At 67.0% G+C, this 23,360-nt stretch carries 23 protein-coding genes and 1 pseudogene; 13 read left to right on the top strand and 11 right to left on the bottom strand.

All coding sequences use genetic code 11. The features are described from left to right. Positions 1-201 precede the first annotated feature (201 nt). From yfiR to ACYAF3_RS01510, 5 genes are all read left to right on the top strand, one after another. Positions 202-774, top strand: coding sequence for a small colony variant regulatory diguanylate cyclase inhibitor YfiR (gene yfiR / locus ACYAF3_RS01490; protein WP_003082257.1), 573 nt, complete (start codon positions 202-204; stop codon positions 772-774). Continuing rightward, positions 774-2,081: a small colony variant regulatory network diguanylate cyclase TpbB gene (gene tpbB, locus ACYAF3_RS01495; RefSeq protein WP_003082256.1), complete on the top strand. Its 1,308-nt coding sequence runs from the start codon at positions 774-776 to the stop codon at positions 2,079-2,081. The genes yfiR and tpbB overlap by 1 nt, the downstream gene beginning before the upstream one ends. After that, a complete protein-coding gene (yfiB, locus tag ACYAF3_RS01500) occupies positions 2,053-2,559 on the top strand; it encodes a small colony variant regulatory network protein YfiB (RefSeq protein ID WP_003082254.1) in 507 nt (168 codons plus the stop codon). Before tpbB ends, yfiB begins: the two co-directional genes overlap by 29 nt. Before the next feature lie 274 nt (positions 2,560-2,833). Continuing rightward, positions 2,834-3,388: a magnesium transporter gene (locus ACYAF3_RS01505; protein ID WP_003112496.1), complete on the top strand. Its 555-nt coding sequence runs from the start codon at positions 2,834-2,836 to the stop codon at positions 3,386-3,388. Between the two features lie 106 nt (positions 3,389-3,494). Beyond that, entirely contained in the window at positions 3,495-3,869 is a 375-nt protein-coding gene (locus ACYAF3_RS01510) for a hypothetical protein (RefSeq protein WP_003082252.1), read from the top strand. 9 nt (positions 3,870-3,878) lie between these two features. Here the strand turns inward: ACYAF3_RS01510 and ACYAF3_RS01515 are convergent, their stop codons facing one another. Next, positions 3,879-4,718, bottom strand: a complete 840-nt coding sequence (locus tag ACYAF3_RS01515) for a CvfB family protein (protein ID WP_003082250.1) — start codon at positions 4,716-4,718, stop codon at positions 3,879-3,881. A gap of 254 nt (positions 4,719-4,972) precedes the next feature. Here ACYAF3_RS01515 and ACYAF3_RS01520 point away from each other — a divergent pair, with 254 nt between their 5' ends. After that, the gene (locus tag ACYAF3_RS01520; RefSeq protein WP_003109109.1) at positions 4,973-7,297 is read left to right on the top strand and encodes an LTA synthase family protein; all 2,325 of its coding nucleotides are present in this window, start codon (positions 4,973-4,975) and stop codon (positions 7,295-7,297) included. Positions 7,298-7,400: 103 nt separating this feature from the next. Further along, positions 7,401-7,736 carry a lysozyme inhibitor LprI family protein gene (locus ACYAF3_RS01525; protein ID WP_049243872.1) on the top strand — a complete coding sequence of 112 codons (336 nt, stop codon included), beginning with the start codon at positions 7,401-7,403 and terminating at the stop codon, positions 7,734-7,736. 2 nt (positions 7,737-7,738) lie between these two features. Here the strand turns inward: ACYAF3_RS01525 and hcuC are convergent. Next, a pseudogene (gene hcuC / locus ACYAF3_RS01530) lies at positions 7,739-9,503 on the bottom strand (hydrophobic compound transporter HcuC). A 472-nt stretch (positions 9,504-9,975) separates the two neighbouring features. On the opposite strand from hcuC, the gene ACYAF3_RS01535 reads away from it, so the two are divergent. Both ACYAF3_RS01535 and ACYAF3_RS01540 read left to right on the top strand, forming a co-directional pair. After that, complete coding sequence (locus ACYAF3_RS01535; RefSeq protein ID WP_003109112.1) at positions 9,976-10,167, top strand: hypothetical protein; 192 nt, start codon at positions 9,976-9,978, stop codon at positions 10,165-10,167. A gap of 100 nt (positions 10,168-10,267) precedes the next feature. Further along, positions 10,268-10,489: a VF530 family protein gene (locus ACYAF3_RS01540; RefSeq protein WP_003082243.1), complete on the top strand. Its 222-nt coding sequence runs from the start codon at positions 10,268-10,270 to the stop codon at positions 10,487-10,489. A gap of 3 nt (positions 10,490-10,492) precedes the next feature. Here ACYAF3_RS01540 and hcuB read toward each other — a convergent pair whose 3' ends face one another. After that, positions 10,493-11,641, bottom strand: a complete 1,149-nt coding sequence (gene hcuB / locus ACYAF3_RS01545) for a hydrophobic compound transporter HcuB (protein ID WP_003159764.1) — start codon at positions 11,639-11,641, stop codon at positions 10,493-10,495. A 92-nt stretch (positions 11,642-11,733) separates the two neighbouring features. Next, complete coding sequence (gene hcuA / locus ACYAF3_RS01550; RefSeq protein ID WP_003082239.1) at positions 11,734-12,357, bottom strand: hydrophobic compound transporter HcuA; 624 nt, start codon at positions 12,355-12,357, stop codon at positions 11,734-11,736. Between the two features lie 112 nt (positions 12,358-12,469). Between hcuA and ACYAF3_RS01555 the strand changes: the two genes are divergently transcribed. Next, the gene (locus ACYAF3_RS01555; RefSeq protein WP_016851889.1) at positions 12,470-13,180 is read left to right on the top strand and encodes an rRNA pseudouridine synthase; all 711 of its coding nucleotides are present in this window, start codon (positions 12,470-12,472) and stop codon (positions 13,178-13,180) included. 4 nt (positions 13,181-13,184) lie between these two features. On the opposite strand, the gene ACYAF3_RS01560 is transcribed toward ACYAF3_RS01555, so the two are convergent. Continuing rightward, entirely contained in the window at positions 13,185-13,964 is a 780-nt protein-coding gene (locus ACYAF3_RS01560) for an AraC family transcriptional regulator (protein WP_003082235.1), read from the bottom strand. Between the two features lie 89 nt (positions 13,965-14,053). Between ACYAF3_RS01560 and ACYAF3_RS01565 the strand changes: the two genes are divergently transcribed. From ACYAF3_RS01565 to ACYAF3_RS01575, 3 genes are all read left to right on the top strand, one after another. Beyond that, entirely contained in the window at positions 14,054-15,211 is a 1,158-nt protein-coding gene (locus ACYAF3_RS01565; RefSeq protein ID WP_003158219.1) for a multidrug effflux MFS transporter, read from the top strand. Between the two features lie 116 nt (positions 15,212-15,327). Beyond that, positions 15,328-16,524: a diguanylate cyclase RoeA gene (gene roeA, locus ACYAF3_RS01570; RefSeq protein ID WP_003082226.1), complete on the top strand. Its 1,197-nt coding sequence runs from the start codon at positions 15,328-15,330 to the stop codon at positions 16,522-16,524. 198 nt (positions 16,525-16,722) lie between these two features. Beyond that, on the top strand, positions 16,723-17,436 hold the full coding sequence (locus tag ACYAF3_RS01575) for a TorF family putative porin (protein WP_003086461.1): 714 nt from the start codon (positions 16,723-16,725) through the stop codon (positions 17,434-17,436). 4 nt (positions 17,437-17,440) lie between these two features. Here the strand turns inward: ACYAF3_RS01575 and fliJ are convergent, their stop codons facing one another. From fliJ to fliE, 6 genes are read right to left on the bottom strand one after another with little or no spacing between them, the layout of a single operon-like run. Then, positions 17,441-17,884, bottom strand: a complete 444-nt coding sequence (fliJ, locus tag ACYAF3_RS01580) for a flagellar export protein FliJ (RefSeq protein ID WP_003082220.1) — start codon at positions 17,882-17,884, stop codon at positions 17,441-17,443. A gap of 13 nt (positions 17,885-17,897) precedes the next feature. Further along, positions 17,898-19,253 carry a flagellar protein export ATPase FliI gene (gene fliI, locus ACYAF3_RS01585; RefSeq protein ID WP_003086458.1) on the bottom strand — a complete coding sequence of 452 codons (1,356 nt, stop codon included), beginning with the start codon at positions 19,251-19,253 and terminating at the stop codon, positions 17,898-17,900. After that, positions 19,243-20,049, bottom strand: a complete 807-nt coding sequence (fliH, locus tag ACYAF3_RS01590) for a flagellar assembly protein FliH (protein ID WP_003082217.1) — start codon at positions 20,047-20,049, stop codon at positions 19,243-19,245. Before fliH ends, fliI begins: the two co-directional genes overlap by 11 nt. Position 20,050: 1 nt before the next feature. Beyond that, positions 20,051-21,067: a flagellar motor switch protein FliG gene (gene fliG, locus ACYAF3_RS01595; RefSeq protein ID WP_003082212.1), complete on the bottom strand. Its 1,017-nt coding sequence runs from the start codon at positions 21,065-21,067 to the stop codon at positions 20,051-20,053. 5 nt (positions 21,068-21,072) lie between these two features. Beyond that, on the bottom strand, positions 21,073-22,869 hold the full coding sequence (gene fliF, locus ACYAF3_RS01600) for a flagellar basal-body MS-ring/collar protein FliF (protein WP_003109118.1): 1,797 nt from the start codon (positions 22,867-22,869) through the stop codon (positions 21,073-21,075). Positions 22,870-22,891: 22 nt separating this feature from the next. Beyond that, the gene (fliE, locus tag ACYAF3_RS01605; protein WP_028681282.1) at positions 22,892-23,221 is read right to left on the bottom strand and encodes a flagellar hook-basal body complex protein FliE; all 330 of its coding nucleotides are present in this window, start codon (positions 23,219-23,221) and stop codon (positions 22,892-22,894) included. Positions 23,222-23,360 lie beyond the last annotated feature (139 nt).

The raw sequence follows: 23,360 nt of genomic DNA on the forward strand, positions 1-23,360 counted from the left end.
CTGATAAAGGTCAGTAACGCCCTACATGCTCAGCCAGAAAACCAGACAGGACAAGACGCAAAGCGCTTCCATCTCCGGCAATTGCGCCATTGATTTGACACCGAACGGCTTTCTTTCCCGGCACATCCGGTAATATTCGCCGCACACCGACTACACTGGCCAGTCGTGCCACCCCGCTACGTTTTCCTGGAGGAAACCTTTTTGCCTTCGTTGCCCACCTTGCAGCCCCTCGACCTCTACAGGCGCACCCTGGCCTGCCTGGTCCTGGCGGTTTCCTGCCTGGGCGGCGGAGGCCTGTGGGCGGACGACGCACGGACGTCGGTCGAGCAACGCAGCAATGCGGTCAGCCAGGTTCTGCTGGGCATATTCAGCTACGTGCGCTGGCCGAAGGAGCCGGCGGTCCTGCAACTCTGCGTGGTCGGACCGACCGAGTACGCCGACGGCCTGCTCCGCGGCATGGTGCAGGCCAATGGCAGGCGCGTGCATGCGGAACGCCGCGCGGTGGACAACCCGGACCTCGGCACGCTCTGCAACGTGATCTACCTCGGAGTGGTCGACGAGCGCGAGCGCCAGCAGGTGTTCCGCAGCCTGGCCGGGCATCCGGTCCTGTCCATCAGCGAGCGTGGCACCGAATGCAGCGTCGGCAGCATGTTCTGCCTCAACGTCGGCGGCCCGCGCATCACCTTCGAGGCCAATCTCGACTCCATCGCCCGCAGCGGCGTACGCGTGCACCCGAGCGTATTGAAACTGGCAAGGCGGCAGGCCACTCCGTGATGAACCGTCGTCGTCGCTATACGGGTTCCAATCCATCGCTGCGCCGGGTGCTCTATCGCGCACACCTGGGCGTGGCGCTGGTCGCGGTATTCACCGCCGGGCTGGCGGTGACCCTGGTCGGCCTGCTGACCCTGCGCGCCTATGCCGACCCCAACCAGCAACTGATCGCCCGTTCCATCAGCTATACCGTCGAAGCCGCAGTGGTCTTCGGCGATGCCCAGGCCGCCGAGGAGTCCCTGGCGCTGATCGCCTCCAGCGAAGAGGTCTCCAGCGCCATCGTCTACGACCGCCAGGGACAGACCCTGGCCAGTTGGCATCGGGAAAGCACCGGGCCGCTGCACCTGCTGGAACAGCAACTGGCGCACTGGCTGCTCAGCGCGCCGACCGAACAACCGATCCTGCACGACGGCCAGAAGATCGGTTCGGTGGAGGTGAAGGGCTCCGGCGGCAGCCTGCTGCGCTTCCTGCTCACCGGTTTCGCCGGCATGGTCCTGTGCCTGCTGCTTACCGCCCTGGGCGCCTTCTACCTGTCGCGGCGGCTGGTACGCGGTATCGTCGGCCCGCTCGACCAACTGGCGAAGGTCGCGCATACCGTGCGCCGCGAACGGGATTTCGAGAAGCGCGTACCGGAAGCCGGCATCGCCGAGCTGAGCCAACTGGGCGAGGACTTCAACGCCCTGCTCGACGAACTCGAATCCTGGCAGGCGCGCCTGCAGGACGAGAACGCCTCGCTGGCGCACCAGGCCCACCACGACAGCCTGACCAGCCTGCCCAACCGCGCCTTCTTCGAAGGCCGCCTGAGCCGGGCGCTGCGCGATGCCAACGAGCATCGCGAGCAATTGGCGGTGCTGTTCATCGACAGCGACCGCTTCAAGGAGATCAACGACCGCCTCGGCCATGCCGCCGGCGACACCGTGCTGGTCAACATCGCCATGCGCATCCGTGGGCAGTTGCGCGAAAGCGACCTGGTGGCGCGCCTGGGCGGCGACGAATTCGCCGTCCTGCTCGCACCGCTGGCGTCCGGCGCCGACGCCCTGCGCATCGCCGACAACATCATCGCCAGCATGCAGGCGCCGATCCGGCTCAGCGACGGCAGCACGGTGAGTACCTCGCTGACCATCGGCATCGCCCTCTATCCCGAGCATGCGGATACCCCGGCGGCGCTGCTCCACGACGCCGACATGGCGATGTACATCGCCAAGCGCCAGGCCCGCGGCAGCCGGCGCCTGGCGGAACTCAACGACCCCCGCATCCTTCAGGAAGAAAAGGAGATAGACAGTGCTACCCCAGAGGCTCCACCCAAGTAGATTGCTTGCCCTCGCCCTGTTCAGCCTTGTGCTGGGCCTGGCCGGTTGCCAGACCAAGCCGCCGCAGACCGGCCTGAGCGCCGAGCAGATCGCCGTGCTCCAGGAGCAGGGCTTCGAACTCCGCGACGAAGGCTGGGAGTTCGGCATGTCGAGCAAGGTGCTGTTCGGCAACAATCTAGACCGTCTCAATCCCGACAGCCGCAACACCCTGACCAAGATCGCCCGCGCCCTGCTCGCGGTAGACATCGACAAGGTCCGCCTGGAAGGCCACACCGACAACTACGGCGACGAAGGCTACAATCAAAAGCTCTCCGAACGGCGCGCCGAATCGGTGGCCGCGGTATTCCGCGAAGCCGGCATGCCGGCGGCCAACATCGAGGTCCGCGGCCTTGGCATGAGCAAGCCGGTGGCCGATAACAAGACCCGCGCCGGCCGCAGCGAGAACCGCCGCGTCGCCATCATCGTTCCCGCCGAGTAATCCTGCGCTCGCGGGCTGCGTACGGCCCACCCGTACCTGGCCCGTCCATCGCCCGGCCCCGCCACTACCCCGCTTCCGGCCTATGTTGAAGGAAGAAGCCAGCAGACCGGCGTACCGGCCGCCGCTGCCGCGGATGCTAGACTGAATGCTGCGCAAGAAACCGACAATCCCGGCCGACCTGCCGCTTGCGGGTGCTCCGGGATTCACCGACAGGGGGTATCGACCTTTGCCTGTTCGCCCAAGGAACAGGCCGTCAGACGATGGGAGGCATGCCATGAACCGGCATTACTACATCAGCGACAACCTCGACGAGCTGGAACGGCTCGAAGCCGAACTGGAAGCCAGCGGCATCGCCACCGAGCAGATCCACGTCCTCAGCGAAAAGGACGCGGAGACCGGCCAGCGCCATCTGCACGAAGTCTCTCCGTTCATGAAGAAGGATGTGGTCCGCTCCGGCCGTGTCGGCCTGCTGGTCGGCCTCGTCCTGGCCATCGTCGCCGTGGCCTTCGCCTATGCCAGCGGCTGGACGGAAACCGCCGCCGGCTGGATTCCGGTGATCTTCCTCGGCGCCATGCTCTGCGCGTTCTGCCTGTGGGAAGGCAGCTTCTTCGGCCTGCAGCGCACCAACCGCGCCTTCCGTCCCTTCGAAGAACGCCTGCACCAGGGGCAGCACCTGTTCTTCGTCGATGTGAAGAACGCCCAGGAGCCGATCCTGGTCAACGTGGTCAGCCACCACCCGCGCCTGCAGGACGCCGGCACCGGCCCCGCGGTCTCTCCGCTGCTGCTGGGCTGGCAGCAACGCTGGCGGCAGTTCCGGCGGATGGTCTGAGCGGCGGGGCCTGTGCACCGCGCAGGTCCTGCGGCGTCCCTCCGGCTGCTAGAATATCCGGCTACCCGCCCGCCATCCCGGCCGGCGCGGCCCGTCAGGAAACTCCATGAAACTCGATAAAGCGGCAGCCATCGCACAGCTCAACCAGGCCTTGGGCATGTCCGTGCTGGATGCCGGCAACACCCTGCTCGCCCGCTTCAACAAGAGCAAGAACGTCTGGTGGTTCGATATTCCGCTCAGCCAACTGAAGGCCGGCAAGTTCCTCAACCTGCTGCTGGCGAACCCGGCCGGCGATGCAGTGGAGCACCTGAAGGTGCCCACCGGTTTCCTTCGCCAGCAGCAGGACAGCCTGGAACTGCGCGACAAGAACGCCCGCCGGCCGACTCTCAGCCTGGAGCTGAGCGCGGACCCCGGCAAGCGCCTGCGCGACGTCCGCCCCGGCGGCGCTGGCCTGGACTTCGCCCCGTTCCTCCAGCCCTGAGCGGAAACCTCAGCGCGGCAGTTCGATGCGTTCCGGGTGGATCAGGATCAGGCCTTTCTTGTAGAGGCCGCCGATGGCCTTCTTGAAGGTCCCCTTGCTGACCCCGAAGAGCCGGTGGATATCTTCCGGCGAACTCTTGTCGCTGAGCGGCAGGCTGCCGCCGGCCTCCAGCAGCCGGGCGAGAATCTGCTGGCTCAGCTCGACGGCGGCCTCGGCGCCGACCGGCTGCAGGCTCAGGGCGATCTTGCCGTCCGCGCGCAACTCCTTGATGTAGCCCTGTTCGCGCATGCCGCTGCGGAGGAACTTGAACGCCTCGTTCTTGTGGATCAGGCCCCAGTGCTTGCCCTCGATGATCGCCTTGAAGCCCATCTCGGTACGCTCCACCACCAGCAGGTCGACCGCCTGGCCGACGCTGTAGCGCGGCGGCAGGTTGTCCAACTGCCGGTCCAGGCGCGCGGTGGCGGTGATGCGGTTGGTGCGCTTGTCCAGGTAGACGTAGACCACGCAGTAGTCGCCGACCTGCAACGGACGCTTCTCTTCCGAATGCGGCAGCAGCAGGTCCTTGGGCAGGCCCCAGTCGAGGAACAGGCCGATCCGGTTGATCTCCACGACCTTCAGGCTGGCGAAACCGCCGACCTGGACCTTGGGCGTCTGGGTGGTGGCGATCAGGCGGTCGTCGCTGTCCAGGTAGATGAACACGTTGAGCCAGTCACCCACTTCGCTGGGCTGGTCCTTCGGCACATAGCGCTTGGGCAGGAGGATCTCGCCGTGCTGGGTACCGTCGAGATAGAGCCCGAACTCCGTGTGCTTGACCACCTGCAGTGAATTGAAACGCCCGATGACCGCCATGTTGTCTCCCCCTGTCGAAGGGGCGGCATTCTACCGGGCGCCACGCAGGCGGGCGGAAGTTTTTGCCGGTACGCCGACGCCGCTCATCGCCTTGCCGGCCGTTCGCGCCGAAACATCCTGAACCACGCGGACATTTCCCAAATGACGACTGTCTACTGGCAGTAAGCACAACGATGTTTCAAAATCGTGAACCCTAAAGACTTTTTTGGAACATCCTTATCAAGGATTCTCGCTGCCGCTCATCAGGAGTTCCTGTGCGTCCACTCAGCCGTTGGCTCTCATCTTGCGGCTCGCTTCTGGCGCTGGCCGCGCTGTTCCTGGTCGTTCCCCTCGCCGGCCGCTACTGGCTCGGCTGGTCGACGCCGTTCGGCTATCTCTCGGACCTGGCCCTCGGCAGCCTGCTGGTGCTGCTCCTGCATCGACGCTCCCTGTGGTTCGCGCTCCCGGTCATGCTGCTCTGGTGCCTGTTCCTGATCGGCAATGCCGAACTGGTCGGCGCGGTCGGGCGCATGCCGGAGCCTTCCGACCTCAAGTACCTGCTGGATCCGCAGTTCGTCAGCAGCTCCACCCAGGGCGGCGGCCTCGCCCACCTGCCACTGGCGCTCGGCCTCGGCGGCGCGACATTGCTTTGCGTGCTGCTCTGGCGTCGCCGCGGTCCGCGCCTGCCGCGCTATGCCTACGCGCTGCCGGCGGCGTTCCTGGCGGCGCATGTCGGCCTGCAATACCTGCGTCCGAGCGATGCCGACCAGTGGCAGCAGTACAACCTGCCGCACAAGTTGCTGGCCAGCGCGCTCAGCAGTGGCCAACTGGCGGTCGAAGACTGGCTCGCCGGCGACCGTCCGGACACCCCGCCGGACGTCGCCGGGCTCAACCAACTCGATCTTTCCGGAACGCCGCTGCTGGCCGGCGGAGGACGCGCGCGCAACGTCCTGATCGTGGCAATGGAGGGAATCCCTGGCGCGTATATCGCCGCCAACCGCGCCGCCATCAACAGCAGCTACCACGAAGCGCCGATGCCCCGGCTGAGTGGCTGGGCCGAACGGGCGATGACCACCCCGGACTACGTGCTGCACAGCCACCAGACCATCCGCGGCCTCTACGCCATGCTCTGCGGCGACTACAGCAAGCTCGACTCGGGCACGCCGAAGGGCGTCGAGCTGCTGAACAACCCGGCCCGGGCCAGGGAGTGCCTGCCCGCCCAGCTGCGCCAGCACGGTTTCAGCACGCACTTCCTGCAGGGTGCCGGCCTGCGCTTCATGGCCAAGGACAAGGTCATGCCGCAGATGGGCTTCGACAAGACCCTCGGGCGCGACTGGTTCCGCAACACGTCCTACCTGGAGTTTCCCTGGGGCATGGACGACAAGGCCTTCTTCGAGGGCGCCGCGACCTACGTGAAGCAGCTGCGCCAGCAGAAGAAACCCTGGATGCTGACCCTGCTCACCGTCGGCACCCACCAGCCCTACTCGGCGCCTGCCGACTACCTGGCCCGCTACCCGAACGCCAAGCAGGCCGCGGTGGCCTATCTCGACGACGCGATCGGCGCCTTCCTCGCCGACCTGGAGAAACAGGGCGTGTTGCGCGACACCCTGGTGGTGCTCACTTCCGACGAATCCCACGGTGTCGACCAGGTGCGCCTCGCCTCGGCCTGGGGCTTCAACCTGGTGCTGGCACCGGAACAGGCGGCGCTGCCGCCGATCAAGAGCGGCGTCTACGGCCACGTCGACCTCGCCGCGTCCGTCCTCGACTATTTCGGCTACCGCGTGCCGGCGGGGATTTCCGGGCGCTCGCTGTTCCGCGACTACGCCAGCGGTCGCGAAATGATGTCCTACACCAACGGCATGCTGCGCCACCACGACGGCAAGGCCACCTTCGTCGAGTGCGATTTCCAGCAGGTCTGCCGGCGCTACCGCAGCGAGGGCTTCATCGCCGACGAAGCCGAGTTCCTCGGTCGCTTCAGCGGACGCCAGGCACGCCTGGTCAGCCAGCGCGCCGCCGTCCTCGACCACTCCGTGCAACAGGCAGGCCAGTTGGGCCAGGAGTTCCAGTTCGCCACCCACGAACGCATCCGCCTGAAGCCGGAAACCCACAACGACTGGACCGACAACCTGATCGGCGCGCAATACCTGGAGATGCCGAAGAACAGCAGGACCACGGTCACCCTGAAGATCCGCGCCTTGCAGATGGACCGCAACGGCGCCCGGGTGACGCTGAAGACCAAGGAGTTCGAACGCGACGTTCCCATACCGGTACCGGACATCCCGCGTCTGCTCAAAGGCAAGCCGCTGGACATGAGCTTCACCTTCGACAACCCGGAAGCGCGCAAGGCCTTCTCCTTCCACTTGCTCGCCGAGGGCCGCGGGATCATCGAGATCAGCGACTTCCACGTGGTCACGGCGGCCAACCCGGAACCCGTGGAAAGCCGCAGCCAGGTCGCCGAAGCGGCGAAGGAACAGCCGCTGCTGAGCACCCTGAAAAGCCTGTTCGCCAACCGCCCCGAAACCGAGGAAGCGGAACGCGCGGACGCCCCTCGGGAGCGCACCGTCATCCCCGAGCAGAAGGCCCTGATCCTTTCGCACTGACCGCGCCGGAGCGGCCCGCCCGGCCGCCGCGCGCTCCCCGCTGAACCCAGCGCCGTCGCTGGCGTCGAAGATTCGCAAGCAACCAGGCGAAACGGAGAACGGCATGAAGCACCTGGCATTCCTCGCCCTCGGCGGACTCCTGCTGGCGCCCCTGGCCGAAGCGGCCAGCTTCGATTGCGAAAAGGCTGAGCGAGCGGACGAAAAGGCCATCTGCGCGAACCGGGCGCTGAACGACAAGGACGTCGAGATGAGCGTCAAGTACCACTTCCTCCGCGGCCTGTTCGCCATGGGCGGCCGCGGCACCATGCAGGACCGGCAGCAGGACTGGCTGCGTGAGCGCCGGCGCTGCGGTGGCGACACCGACTGCCTCTCCCGTGCCTACGCGCAGCGTATCGACGAGCTGGACAAGCAGTACGCGGGCATCGACAAGCCGCTCTGAAGCTAGCGTCCGCCGGCAGCGAACTGCAGTTCCGCCAGGCGCGCATAGAGCGGGTTCTCGGCGATCAGCCGGGCATGGCTACCAATGGCCACCAGCCGCCCCTGGTCGATCACCGCGATGCGGTCGGCGCTCTGCACCGTGGCCAGGCGATGGGCGATCACCAGGGTGGTACGTCCGCTCATCAGGCCTGGCAGGGCCTGCTGGATCAGGTGCTCGCTTTCCGCATCCAGGGCGCTGGTCGCCTCGTCGAGCAGCAGCACCGGCGCGTCTACCAGCAACGCCCGGGCGATCGCCAGGCGCTGGCGCTGGCCGCCGGACAGGCCGATGCCGCCCTCGCCCAGGTGGGTGGCGTAGCCCTGCGGCAGACCCAGGATGAACTCGTGGGCATGCGCGACGCGCTGCGGCCTCGACCTCGGCGGCGCTGGCATGCGGACGGCCGTAGCGGATGTTTTCCTCGACGCTGCCGAAGAACAGCGCGGGGTTCTGCGACACCAGGGCAAAGCTGCGGCGCAAGTCGGCCGGGTCCAGTTCAACGATCGGCTGTCCGTCCAGCAGCAGCCGTCCCTGCTGCGGATCGAAGAAACGCAGGAGCAGATCGAACAGGGTCGACTTGCCGGCACCGGAAGGTCCGACCAGGGCCAGGGTTTCCCCCGGTTCGACGGCCAGGCTGATGTCGTCGATGGCCCAGTGTTCGGGACGGGTCGGATAGGCGAAGCGCACCGCCTGCAATTCGATCCTCCCGCTCACCCGTGCCGCCAGCTTGCGTGGTTGCGCTGGCGGGCGGATCTCGCTGCGCGCCCTGAGCAGCTCGGCGATGCGCTCTGCGGCGCCGGCGGCGCGCTGCAATTCGCCGATCACCTCGCTGAGGGTGCCGAAGGCCATGCCGACGATCAGGCTGTAGAAGACGAACGCGGCCAGTTCGCCGGCCGAGATGCTGCCGGCGATCACGTCGCGGCCGCCGACCCAGAGCATGACGCCGACCGCGCCGAGCACCAGCACGATCACCACGGTGATCAGCCAGGCGCGCTGGGCGATGCGCTTGCGCGCGGTGTCGAAGGCGCGTTCGACGGTGCCGGCGAAGCGCTGGCGATCCTGCGCCTGGTGGTTGTAGGCCTGCACGGTCTTGATCTGACCGAGGGTTTCACCGACGTAGCTGCCGACGTCGGCCACCCGGTCCTGGCTTTCCCGCGACAGGCTGCGCACGCGGCGGCCGAACAGCAGGATCGGGGCGATCACCAGCGGCAACGCCAGCACCACGATGCTGGTCAGCTTGGCGTTGGTGACGAACATCAGCAGCACCCCGCCGACCAGCATCAGGGCATTGCGCAGGGCCATCGACAGCGAGGAACCGATCACCGTCTGCAGCAGCGTAGTGTCGGCGGTCAGGCGCGACTGGATCTCGGAGCTACGGTTGGTTTCGTAGAAACCGGGATGCAACTCGATCAGGTGGTCGAACACGCGCTTGCGGATATCGGCGACGAAGCGCTCGCCGATCCAGGACACCAGGTAGAAGCGCACGAAGGTGCCCACGGCCAGGCCGAGCACCAGCACGAAGAACAGCAGGATGTAGCGATTGAGCAATTCGGGCGAGGCGGTGAGGAACCCCTGGTCCACCAGCAGGCGGATGCCCTGGCCCAGGGACAGGGTGATCGCCGCGGTGAACAGCAACGCCACCAGGGCCCCGAGCATGCGCCAGCGGTAAGGCGCCATGAAGCGCCAGGCCAGGCGCAGGGCGATACGTTGGCGGGAGGAGAGAATGGCTGGCATGCGGCGCTCGCTCGGCGGCTGGGGTTCCGCAGGTTAGCACCGGGAACGCAGCGAGGCGATGCATGCCCCGGCCGGCAGCGCGATGATATCGACGTATATATCCGGGCAACTTAGCCGATAACTAATCGTGAACTTTTCATTATTCTCGATATAGGTGAGATAGAGGCCCGGAGAACTTTCTCGCATCAACTAATGCAAACATTGGAATTCATGCCGGGATGCGCGAAGGGAGTTATCCACCTGGCGGTATCCTGCGTCGCCCGGGATCGGCGGAACATCCAGCCGCGGAGACCTCGAGCAGTTCGCCGCCGGCTCGCCAATGCCGCAGCGCCTCGCTCGGGTATTGCCTAACGGACTTTATAGAAAACAGCAGGTTACGTCCGAAATCTGATCGACAATATTCAAGATGAAATAAAACGCCGCTTCGGTTATAATGAACGGCCATATTTAATGCAGAGACAGGTCCCCGGATATGGCCATCATGAAGAAAACCGTCGCGCCGAAAGCCGCCAAGCCGGCTCCCGCGGTCGAAACCCGCGAGTCCATCGAAGCGCAGGTCGCCGCCTTCCTCCAGGCCGGCGGCGAGATCCAGAAGATCGCCAAGGGCGTCAGCGGCCAGGTCTACGGCCCGTCGCGGCAGATCACCATCAGCAAGAAGCGCTGAACGCCCGCCCCTCGCCGGGGACTACGAAGGGGATGGCAGGCCGGCACGCAGATGTGCCACGCTCCATCCCCTTTTTCATTGCCTGAATCCCGAGCCCTTCATGCCTGGCCATCCCGATCCATTGCACGGCGTCACCCTGGAAAAACTGCTCACCGAACTGGTCGCCCACCACGGCTGGGCGGAGCTTGGCAAACGGGTCGACATTCGTTGTTTCAGGAACGACCCGAGCATCAAGTCCAGCCTCGCCTTCCTGCGCAAGACGCCCTGGGCCCGGGAAAAGGTCGAGGCGCTCTACGTCCAGCTCAAGCGCAACCAAGGCTGAAGGCTAGCGCGCCAACCCCAGGCGCAGCAATTGCCCGTCCTTCTGGTCGGTGAGCAGGTAGAGATAGCCGTCCGGGCCCTGCCGCACGTCGCGGATGCGCACCCCGAGATCGCCCAGCAGGCGCTCTTCGTGGACGATCCGGTCGCCATCCAGTTGCAGGCGGATCAGTTCCTGCGTCGCCAGCGCGCCGATGAACAAATTATGCTGCCAGGCCGGGAAGCGCTGCGCATCGTAGAACGCCATGCCGCTGATCGCCGGCGACTTCTCCCAGACATGGTGCGGCGCCTCGGTACCTTCGACGGCCTTGCCCCTGGCTTCGGGGATCGGCAGCAGGGTGTAGTTGATTCCATGGGTCGCCAGCGGCCAGCCGTAGTTCCCGCCGGCCTGGGGTATGTTGATCTCGTCGCCGCCGCGCGGGCCGTGCTCGTGGGTCCAGAGCCGGCCGGTCCAGGGATTCAGCGCGGCGCCCTGCTGGTTGCGGTGGCCATAGCTCCAGATCTCCGGCCGCGCGTCGGTACGGCCGACGAAGGGATTGTCCTTGGGAACGCCGCCGTCCGGATACAGGCGGACGACCTTGCCCTGCAACTTGTCCAGGTCCTGCGAGGTGCTGCGCTGGTTGTTCTCGCCGAGGGCGATGAACAGGTGGCCCTTGCCGTCGAAGACCAGGCGCGAGCCGAAGTGATGGCCGCTGGAAAGCTTCGGCAACTGCCGGAAGATCACGTGGAAGCCCTCCAGCCGTCGCTTGTCCGCCGATAACCGGCCACGTCCCGCCGCCGTTCCGGCGCGGCCGTCCTCGCCGGCCTCGGCATAGGTCAGGTAGACCAGCCGGTCCTCGGCGAACCCCGGCGACAAGGCGACGTCGAGCAGTCCCCCCTGGCCGCTGGCGAAGACCCTGGGTACGCCTTCCAGCGGCGCCGACAACTGTCCCTCGGGACTGACGAAACGCAAGCTGCCGGGCCGCTCGGTGACCAATATGCCCTGGTTGTCCGGCAGGAAGGCGACGGCCCAGGGATAGGCCAGACCGCCAACCACCGGGGTGACCTCGACGGCGCCCAGCTCGCTGTCGTGGCGACCGGCGTCCACCGCCTCGACCGACGGAGCGAGCAGCGCGACGGCGCTCAGCAGGATGGCATTCAAAGACAGGCCCGGCATGCGTTCTCTCCTTCCCCAAGCGAAAAACACCACTCTAGTCGCAGATCCGCCGCGCCTGGCGGTCCGCACACGGGCTGTAACAAACCCACCCCTCAAAGCAAGGCGACCATTTCCTTGAGAGTCACCGCCCAGGTGCCCTTGGCATTGATATAGCGATAGCCGAACCGGGAACCATGCGCCTCGCTGGTGATCACCGCGTTCCAGGCCTGCCCGCGCGGCAGGTCGTGGGCCGGGTCGAGGAGCAGGAAGGCGCGCTCGCTCATGCCGATGGCCAGGCCCCAGTGGCGGATATCGCTGCCCTTGCGGCCGTGGAAACCGAGTACTACCGGAAAGCCGGCCTCCAGGTATTCGCGGGTGTGCCGGACCAACCTGCGCCCCTCGCCCTTGAGGGCGAAATGCTCGGTATCGTTGATCTCGGCCAGCAGCTCCAGCAGGTCGACGCCGGTGGTGCCGACGCGCAGCAGCGGGCCGTGCTGGTCCAGCGCCTTCATCAGGCGCCCGTAGCGACTGCGACTGTCGACCCGCTCCAGGCCCTTGGCCTGGCGCCGGCGCAGTTGGCCGCGGACCAGCATCGCCATGACCAGGCAGTAGGGCCCGCAGGCGCCGTCCATGTCGCCCTGGCGCAGATGGACCTTGTCGCCATGGACGTTGCACAGGCCGCCGCTGCCATCCTCGTCCAGGTCCCATTCCAGGCCATCGATCAGGCGTGACTGCATGAGGGTCTCCTCTCCGGTTCCTTAAGTTGGGACCGAGCGGGCGCCGAATCATTCCTCGGCGCCCATCGCCACAACGAGTAAACTGGCGGTCTTTCATTCCAGTAGCCTCGCCATGACCGACCCGATTCGCCTGTCCAAACGCCTCGCCGAACTCACCGCCTGCTCGCGCCGCGAAGCCGAGCTGTACATCGAGGGCGGCTGGGTCAGCGTCGACGGCGAAGTGATCGAGGAGCCACAGTTCAAGGTGCTCGACCAGCGCGTGGAGCTGCTGCCGGGCGCCCGCGCGGAAACGATTGAACCGGCCACCCTGCTGTTGCACAAGCCGGCCGGCTGGCGCCACGACGATTTCGAAGGCCTGCTCGCTGCGGGGCGGCGCTGGAGCGATGACCCCAGTCCCTTGCGAGCGCTGAAAAAACACTTCGCCCGCCAGCGTCCCACCCTTGCGCTGGACAGCGAGGCTTCGGGGCTGGTGGTGTTCAGCCAGCAGCACAGCGTACTGCGCAAGCTGGTGGACGACGGTGCACGGCTGGAGCAGGAATACCTGGTCGAGGTCGCCGGCGACCTGGCCGCCGGCGGCCTCGAGCGCCTGCGCCACGGCCTCGCCTACCAGGGCCGCAGGCTATCGCCGTGCAAGGTCAGTTGGCAGAACGAAAGCCACCTGCGCTTCGCCCTCAAAGACGTGCTGCCCGGCCAGTTGCGCTTCATGTGCGAAAGCGAGGGGCTGGAAGTGCGGAGCATCCGCCGCCTGCGCATCGGCGCGCTGTCGCTGGCCAGGCTACCGCTCGGCGAATGGCGCTACCTCGGCCTCCACGAACGCTTCTGAGCGCTCATTCGAGACCACGCAGGGCGCGCCCCGGCGACTGCCCGCAGACCCGCCGGTACATGGCGATGAACGCGCTGTCGCTGGCGTAGCCCAGGGCGTGGGCGACCTCGGTCACCGAGCGGCCTTCGGCCAGGCGTCTCCGCGCTTCGAACAAGCGCGCCTGGGTTCGCCAGCGGGAGAAACCCAGGCCGGTCTGCTCGGTGAACAGACGCGCCAGGGTCCGCCCACTGGCGCCGACCTCGCGCCCCCATGCCTCGATGCTCCAGTCCAGCGCGGGTTGCGCCAGCAGCGCCTCGGCCACCTTCAGCGCCCGCGCATCGCGCGGCATCGGCAGGCTCGCGGCGTGTGCCGGCGCGCTCGCCAGTTCATCGAACAGTGCGCGCAACAGCGTCAGGTGCGGCCCTTCCAATTGCAAGTCGGCTGCCCAGCCGGTCATGCGCAGGATCAGTTCGCGCATTAGCGGCCCGACCTCGAGGACCTGGACGCTGTCCGGTAGCTCGGCGAACGCCGAGGGTTCGAAGTACAGGCTACGGTAGGCGAAGCGCCCGTGCAGGACCGTGCGATGCGGCACGCCGGCCGGCAGCCAGGCGGCCTGGAGCGGCGTCAATTGGCAAATGCGCTCGGCGAAATACAGCGTGACGCTACCGGCCGCCATGTACAGCAACTGCGCGCGCCGGTGGCAATGCCAGTCGCTGCGGTGGCCGGTGCTGTCGACCTCGAGGCCGACCACCGGGCAGCGGGCGAGATCGGGATCCTCGACCCGTTCGTAGGGATAGCGCGGCACCTTGTCCTCTTCGCGATGTTTTCCGTCCTGACCGCAGCATTCTGCCAGGCGCAGGCGGCCTAGGCTTGGCTCTTTTTTCCGGAGCCATCATGCCTGACCGTCCTCGCCCTCCCCTGCTGCTGGTGCTCGCCCTGCTAGCCCTGCCGCAAGTCGCCGAAACCATCCTTTCCCCCGCGCTGCCGGCCCTGGCCAGCCACTGGCGACTGGACGACGCTACCAGCCAGTGGACCATGGCGCTGTTCTTCGTCGGTTTCGCCCCCGGCATCTGGCTCTGGGGCTGGCTGGCCGACCGCCTCGGCCGGCGCCCGGCTCTGCTCGGCGGGCTCGGCCTGGCGGCCCTGGCGACCTTCGGTGCCTGGGCCAGTACCGACTATTCCTACCTGCTTGCCTGTCGCCTGGTCCAGGGCCTCGGCCTGGCGACCTGCTCGGTGACGGTGCAGGCCAGCCTGCGCGATGTGCTGCAAGGCCCGGCGTTGATGAGCTATTTCGTCACGCTCGGCGCGGTGCTGGCCTGGTCGCCGGCAGTCGGCCCCCTCGGCGGCCAGTGGCTGGCCGACCTCGGCGGGCACCCGGCGGTGTTCGCCACCCTGGCGGTGCTGCTCGCCTCGCTGGCGGCGCTGGTCGTCCCGGCCTGGCCGGAAACCCGTCCGCTGCTGGCGGGCACGCCCGAGCCCGCGACCCTGGCGATCTTCCGACGGGTCCTGGCCGACCGCCCGCTACAAACGCGCGCACTGCTGGTGGCGGTGCTCAATGTGCTGGTGTTCTCCTTCTACGCCGCCGGGCCGTTCATGGTCGGCGACCTGCCCGGCCTGGGCTTCGGCTGGATCGGCCTGGCCATCGCCATTGCCGGGAGCCTCGGCGCCTTGCTCAACCGACGCCTGCCGCGCACCTGGAACAGCGCTCGCCGGGTACGCCTGGGCCTGGCGCTGGCGGCCGCCGGCGCGACAGCGCAGACGCTGTTGGCCGCCGTCGGATACGCCGAAGGCCTGTACTGGGCGCTGCCAGCCCTGCCGATCTTCATCGGCTTCGGCGTGGCGATTCCCAACCTGCTGGGTCCGGCGCTGCACGCCTACGACGATTGCCGGGGACGCGCCGGAGCCCTGTTCGGGCTCGCCTACTACCTGCTGATCGGCCTCGGACTGGGCGCGTCCACCCTGCTACCGTTCGACCGTCCCTGGCCGCTGGCCGCGTACTGGAGCCTGCTGGGCCTGGTCGCACTGCTGCTGGCCAAGCGGCTGCCGGAATGAAAGCGGCGCCAGGTACGCCCGTGCAAACCGGACGACCGGCCCGGAAAGCCGGATAGGGCGGCCGTCGCGACGCTGCTATGCTGTGATGGCACAGCGCCCACGCGGACCCGCAGAACGTGGCCAGAACGACGCTCGAATCGATCCAGCACGCCATCGAGGTGAATTCGTCCCTGGCCCTTCCCATCGCCCTGGAGAATCTCTCGCGTCTGACCCACCTCGCGCTGCTGACCGTCCCCTTCAACCTGATCCACATCCTGGTGTTTTCCCTGAAGGACTTCCGCCCGGACCTCGGCCATCAGCTCTGGCGCCAGGAAATCATGTACGCCCATGGCGCCATGGCCCTGCTCTTCGGCGGCATCGGCCTGCTCGCGCTATGGCTGCGCCGCCAGCCACCCAAGCTGTGGCGCATGCGCCTGCTGATCCTGCTGGGCGGCGCAGGGATCATAGGCTTCGGCGTCGCCATCGCCTGCATCGACCAGCGCATCACCAGCAACATCACGCCGCTGCTGCTGGCCTGTTTCGCCTGCGCCATGTTCATCCTGATCCGCCCGGCCTACGCGGTGCCCTTCTACGGTCTGGCGATGCTGGCCTTCGAGGTGGCGATGGACCACGCCCAGGCCGACCCGCAACTGCGCCTGTCGAACCAGGCCAACGGCCTCACCGCGTTCGGCCTCGGCCTGCTGCTGTCGCTGATCCTCTGGCACGGCCACGTGCGCAACCTGCGCCAGCAACGCAAGCTGGAGTTGCAGCGGCAGGAGCTGGAGGAGAAGAATCGCCAGTTGGAGTACCTGGCCGGTCACGACCCCCTGACCGGCCTGTTCAATCGTCGCGAGTTCGACCAGTTGGTGCTCATGGAGCTCGCGCGCATCGCTCGCCAACCGCAGCCGCTGAGCCTGCTGATGGTCGACCTGGATCACTTCAAGTACATCAACGACCGCTATGGGCACCCCTTCGGCGACGAGGTCATCCGCCATGCCGCCAACCTGCTGCGCGGCAATACCCGTAGCAGCGACAGCGTGGCGCGCCTGGGCGGGGAAGAATTCCTCCTGCTCCTGCCCGACACCGCCGAGCAGCAGGCTCGCAGCCTCGCGGAAAAACTCCGCGAACGCCTCGAAGGTACCCCGCTGGCGACGCAGGACGGCGTGCTCTGCCTGACCGCCAGCTTCGGCGTGGCCAGCCTCGACGGAGGCGGCCAGGCCAGCTACGAGCAGCTCTACAGCGCCGCCGACCAGGCTCTCTACCGGGCCAAGAGCAGCGGTCGCAACCGGGTGGAAGTGATTCGCCTGGCCAGCCTCGCGGAAAGCCTGCGGTAACAATTGATCGGCCGGCCCTGACGAGCGGTCGGTCAGCCGCCCGAACCTTGGTTAAGATGGTCCGTGGCGCTCTAGCTCGCCGCTCTTCCTGCCCTTCCGACCTGCCCGACCTCGCCCGGCCCCATGCCGCGGCCTTGCCGTTGGCGTCGTGCGGGAAGACCGGCGCAGCGCCGTTGTCCGCATTACCAGGGGAGAACCATGCTCAAGCACCTGCTCGTGCTCACCTGTGCCCTGCTCGCCAGTTCCTCGGCCCTGGCCCAGGTGATGGCCCGCGACCTGGGCGATTTCGAACTCAAGCTGGCCACCAGTCCGACCCGCAGCATGGCCCAGGGCCTGGTCACCCCGGGCAGCTCCGGCAGTTTCCACGGCGGCCTCGACCTAAGCCACGAAAGTGGCTGGTACATCGGCAACTGGACCTCCAACCTCGACCCCGGCAAGCCCACCGAGATCGACTCCTACGCCGGCTTCAAGCGCCCGCTGAACAACCGCCTGGGCTACGAAATGGGCCTGATCCGCTACAGCCGCCCGGAGCAGCCGGCCAACGACGCAGCCGAACTCTACGGCGGCCTGTCGATCTTCGGCAGCCGGCTCGGCGCGGCCCTGAGCAGCGACCCGGGGCGCAACGACACCACCCTGTTCGCCGACCTCGGGGTCAACCCGCCGTTCGGTTTCGACGTCACCCTGAAGTACGGCAACCATCGCCTGGACAACCCGGCGAGCCTCAGCGGCGGGGGCTACGTGAGCGTCTTCAACGACTGGTCGGTGAACCTCTCGCGGCCCTGGCTGGGCATCGACCTGAACCTGTCCTACAGCGGCACCAGCCTGACCGGCAGCGATTGCAGCGCCTACTCGGGACACAACAGCTACTGCGACACCACATTCATGCTGAAGGCGTCGCGTCCGTTCTTCTGAGTCGTCAGTCGTCCTGGCGGCGGGTACGCTGGGCGAGTTCGTCGAGCTGTTTCTGCTCGCGCTTGTCCTCGGCCTGGCGCGCCTCTTCCAGGTAGCGCTCGACCAGCTTGCGCAGCCCTTCCAGGCGGGCGTATCTCTCCTGCCAGTTGAGCCGCGCCTTGTCCACCGCCTCGCGGTGCCAGGTCACGCTGTTGGCCTGCTGGGCGACGGCGGTCTCCAGTTGCGAGAGGAAGCGCTGGTAGTTCATCAGCCACTGGCCGCTGACGCCCTTCTGGCCCTGGCTGATCCATTGCTGCTGGTAGTCGTTGCGGTAGCGTTCCAGCTCCGCCAGCTTCTGCTGTGCCGCGAGCAATTGCTGCTGGCACCTGCCCAACTGGGTCGCGGCATCCCGCTCGGCCTTGCTGGCCATGTCCACCACCGGCGCCAGCCGCGCCGCGCGCTTCTCCATGCCTCAGCGCGTCTCAGGCCTGCCCGCCGGCGAGCAGGCTCGCCAGCCGCGCACGGCTTTCCGCCAGGCTTTCGCTTTCGTCGAGGCCCTGGCGCAGGAACTGGCGCATGACCGGGAAGCGAGCGATGGCCAGGTCGGTCTCGGGATCGCCGCCGGCCACGTAGGCACCGACGCTGATCAGATCGCGACTCTGCTGGTAGCGCGACCAGAGCTGCTTGAAGCGCTGGGCGTCGCGCAGGTGCTCGGCCTCGACCACCTGCGGCATCACCCGGCTGATCGAAGCTTCGATATCGATGGCCGGATAGTGGCCTTCCTCGGCCAGCCGCCGGGACAATACGAAGTGCCCGTCGAGCACGCCGCGAGCGGCGTCGGCGATCGGGTCCTGCTGGTCGTCGCCCTCGGAGAGCACGGTGTAGAACGCGGTGATCGAGCCGCCACCGGCTTCGGCATTGCCGGCGCGTTCCACCAGCTTCGGCAGCTTGGCGAACACCGATGGCGGATACCCCTTGGTCGCCGGTGGCTCGCCGATGGCCAGGGCGATCTCGCGCTGGGCCTGGGCGTAGCGGGTCAGCGAGTCCATCAGCAGCAATACGTTCTTGCCCTTGTCGCGGAAGTACTCGGCGATCCGCGTGCAGTACTGCGCGGCACGCAGGCGCATCAGCGGCGCGTCGTCGGCCGGCGAGGCGACCACCACGGAGCGCTTGAGGCCTTCCTCGCCGAGGATCTCGTCGATGAACTCCTTCACCTCGCGGCCCCGCTCGCCGATCAGACCGACGACGATGATGTCGGCCCTGGTGAAGCGGGTCATCATCCCCAGCAGCACCGACTTGCCCACCCCGGTACCGGCGAACAGGCCGAGGCGCTGGCCGCGGCCGACCGTGAGCAGGCCATTGATCGAGCGGATGCCGACGTCGAGAGGTTCGCTGATCGGGTGGCGCTTGAGCGGGTTGATCGTCGGGCCGTCCATCGGCACCCAGTCTTCGGCGCGCATTCCGCCCTTGCCGTCGAGGGCGCGGCCGGCGCCATCGAGCACCCGGCCGAGCATCGACATGCCCATCGGCAGGCGCCCGGTGTCCGGCAGCGGCACGACCCGCGCGCCAGGCGCGATGCCGGCGAGGCTGCCGACCGGCATCAGGTACACCTTGCTACCGGAAAAGCCCATCACTTCGGCCTCCACCTGCACCGGGTGGTAGCCGCTTTCGTTGATCACGTTGCAGCGGCTGCCGACCGCGGCCTGCAAGCCTTCGGCTTCGAGGGTCAGGCCGACCATGCGCAGCAGGCGGCCCTCGACCACCGGCTGCGCCGGCAGCGAGACAGCCTCGGTGTAGCCCTCCAGGCGCCTGGCGAAACTGGTTCGCTCAAGGCGCATCGACGTCTCCGGGGGCGTCGAGGTCGATCCGGATGTCGCTGGCCAGCGGATGGGTCGCCTGTTCGCGCTGTTGCTCGAACAGTTGCTTCACTGCCTGCGCCAGGCGCGTCTCGATGGTCGCGTCGATGCGACTGTGCTCGGTCTCGATGCGGCAGCCGCCGGGCAGCAACGAATCGTCCTCGAGAATCCGCCAGCTCTCTTCGTGGCGCTCGCGCAGCGCCTTGACCCGCTCGAAGTCCTGCGGGTTGACATGGATACGGATGTTCGCCGCGCCCATCGGCAGCAGCTTCAGAGCCTCGCGCAGGACCTGGCGGACATGGCTGGAGTCCATGTGCAGTTCGCGCTGGATCACTTGGCGGGCAACGTGGTTGACCAGGTTGACCATGCCCTGCTCGATCAGGGCGTCCTGCTCGGCGATGGGTTCCAGAAGCTGCGTCATCAGACGCTCGAGACTTTGCAGACGCTCCTTCAGCGCCTCCTCGGCTTCCTGCCGCGCCTTCAACTGGCCGGCGTGGAAACCGTCGCGCTCGCCGGTGGCGAAGCCTTCGTTGTAGGCGTCCTGGCGGATCGCCTCGATCTCCTCCAGCGTCGGCGGCTTGACGGTCTCCAGCTCGACCTCTTCCACCGCCGGCGGCGCCGGCGCGGGTTCGGCGACCGCGGGCACCTGCGGCGCGGCAACGGCCGGCTCGTCGCGCGGCTCGTCGAAGCTCGGCAACGACCAGAGGCCGAAGGCCGCCACGTCCTTGCCGCGGATCAGTTCGCTGGGATTGTCTTTGTCCTTGTCGTGGGGGACCACCTCAGATCATCTCCTCGCCACCCTTGCCGCCCAGCACGATATCGCCGGACTCGGCCATGCGCCGGGCAATGGTGAGGATTTCCTTCTGCGCACCTTCCACTTCGCTGACCCGTACCGGCCCCTTGGCCTCCAGGTCGTCGCGCAGCAGCTCGGCGGCACGCTTGGACATGTTCTTGAAGACCTTCTCGCGGATCGCCTCGTCGGAGCCCTTGAGCGCCAGCACCAGTACGTCCGAGGAGACTTCCCGGAGCAGCGCCTGGATGCCGCGGTCGTCGACGTCGGCGAGGTTGTCGAAGACGAACATCAGGTCCTCGATCTGTCCGGACAGGTCTTCGTCGACCTCGCGGATCGAATCCATCAGTTGGCCTTCGATGGAGCTGTCGAGGTAGTTCATGATGTCCGCCGCGCGCTTGACCCCGCCCATGGTGGTGCGGGTGGCGTTGGAATTGCCGGCGAACTGCTTCTCCAGGATCAGGTTGAGTTCCTTCAGCGCCGAGGGCTGCACGGTGTTCAGCGAGGAGACGCGCAGGACGATATCCAGGCGCACCTTGTGGTCGAAATGGCTGAGCACCTCGGCGGCCTGGTCGGGATCGAGGTAGGCGACCACGATGGCCTGGATCTGCGGGTGTTCGTAACGGATCACGTCGGCCACGGCACGCGGCTCCATCCACTTCAGGCTGTCCAGGCCGCTGGTGCTGCCGCCGAGGAGGATGCGGTCGATCAGGTTGTTGGCCTTGTCCTCGCCGAGGGCCTGGGTGAGCATCTTGCGGATGTAGCCGTCGGCACCGACGCCGAGGCTGGTCTGGTCGCCGACCACTTCGACGAACTCGCCCATCACCTGCTCGACCTGTTCGCGATGCACGTTGCGCATCGACGCCATGGCCACGCCGACCCGCTGCACCTCTTTCGGTCCCATGTGCCGCAGCACCTGCGCCGCGTCGGTCTCGCCGAGCGACAGGAGCAGGATGGCGGCCTTGTCGACCTTGGTCAGTTTGGCGGCGAGACGATTCTCACTCATGGCGCTTACTCATCGGCGTTGATCCACTCTTTCACGACCTGGGCGACGCGGCCCGGGTCCTGTGCGACCAGGTTCTTGATCGCGTTCAATTGCGCATCATACCCCTCCGTGGGGCTCGGCAGGAGGATGCTCGACGGCCCGCCGATGCTCACCCGGTCGTCGGCCAGCGAGCCTTCCAGGCCACTCTCGCCCAGCGCCAGGTCGCCGTCGCGACCGCCGCCGCCGGCCAGCGACTTGCCCTTGCCGCCGCCGGTGATGTTGCTCAGCACCGGACGCAGCACGCCGAACACCAGGACCAGGATGAACAGCACGCCGAGCACCTGCTTGACGATGTCCCAGAACCACGGCTGCGAGTAGAACGGAATGCTGTCGATCTCTTCGGCCTGGGCCGGGGCGAACGGCGCGTTGATCACGCTGACGCTGTCGCCGCGGCTGGCGTCGTAGCCCACCGAGTCCTGTACCAGGCGGGTGAAGCGCGCCAGTTCGTCGGCGCTCCAGGGCTGGTGGCTGACCTCGCCGGTCTTCGCGTCGACCTTCATCTGGTCGTCCAGCACCACCGCCACCGACAGTCGGCGCAAGCGCCCCTGCTGCTGCTTGGTGTAGCTGATCGAGCGGTCCAGTTCGTAGTTGCGGGTGGTCTGGTCGCGCTTGTCGGTCGGGTACGGCGCCAGCTCCGGCTTGCCGGTCTTCGGATCGATGATGGTCTGGCCGTTGGCGTCCTTCAGCGGCTGGCCCGGCGCGACGTAGTCGGCCGGCGCGCTGGCGGTGGCCTGCTGCGGCGCGCTGGCCGGGCCCGGCGGCTGGTTCGACAGCGCCCCCGGCACGCCCTGCGGGCCGGACGAATTCTGCCGTTCCTCGTTGTTGCGTTGCTCGCTGCGCAGGGCCGGCTGGTCCGGGTTGTACATCTCCGAGGTCGACTCGACCGCGCTGAAGTCGACGTCGGCGGACACCTCGGCCTTGTAGCGACCGTTGCCCAGCACCGGTTGCAGGATATTGTGCACGCGCTGGGTGAGCAGGCCTTCCATGCGCCGGGTGAAGTCGAACTGCTTGCCGGCCATGGTCAGCTCGGAGAGTTCCTGCTGGTCGGAGAGCAGGTTGCCCTTCTGGTCGACCACGGTGACCTGCGACTTGTCCAGCTCCGGCACACTGGTGGCGACCAGGTTGACGATCGCCATCACCTGGCTCGGCTCCAGGCTGCGACCCGGATACAGCTCGACCAGCACCGAGGCGCTGGGCTTGCGGTCGTCGCGGACGAACACCGAACTCTTCGGGATCGCCAGGTGCACGCGGGCGGCCTTGACGTTGTTCAGGCTCGACACGGTGCGCGCCAGCTCGCCTTCCAGGCCGCGGCGGTAGTTGGTGGCTTCCATGAACTGGCTGGTGCCCAGCGCCTGTTCCTTGTCGAGGATCTCGAAACCGACGTTGTTGTCGGTCGGCGCCACGCCGGCGGAGGCCACCTTCATGCGTGCCCGGCCGAGGTCGTCGGCCTTGACCAGCAGCGCGCCGGAGTTGGGTTCGACCTTGTAGGGAATGTCCGCCGCGGTCAGCGCTTCCACCACACGGTTCGCGTCGACCCCGTTGAGGCTGCCATAGAGCGGCTTGTAGTCCGGCTGCTGGGACCAGAGCACGACGGCGAAGCCGATCGCCACGCTGGCGGCGAGACCGACCAGCAGGCCGATCTGGCGCAGCATGGTCATCTCGGAAAGGTTGTCGAGGAACGACAGTCCCGGGAAGGATTTCTTCAGCATCCCGGCACCGCCGCTCTTGGCGGGAACCTGGCTGTCGATCAGTGCATCGGCCATGAACTAGTTATCCTCGCGCCGCTCAGACCGGCATCTGCATGATGTCTTGGTAGGCCTGGACCAGCTTGTTGCGCACCTGGGTCATGGCCTGGAACGACACGCTGGCCTTCTGGCTGGCGATCATCACGTCGGTCAGGTCGACGCCGCTCTGGCCGACCTCGAAGGCGTTGGCCAGAGCGGTGGAGGCCTGCTGGGTCTCGTTCACCTTGTCCACGGCCTGGGAGAGCATTTCCGAAAAGCTCGGCGCCCCCGCTTCGGCCGGCGCCTGAACCGGTTTGGCCTTGGCCATGGCTTCCATTTGCATGGAACGCATTTCCAGCATCAGACGATTGAACTCGACACCCTGACTCATGACTCTTCCTCCAACAGCCGCGGCTTTTTTGACGCCGCCCGGCACTTTGCAGAGGAGTTAGCAACAAGGGTGCCAAGTCGACCCCAAGGCCCGGCATCGGCGTTCGCCGCCAATGCCCGCGACCGCTGCAGGGTCCGTC

It is taken from the genome of Pseudomonas sp. TZ252 (assembly GCF_056110345.1).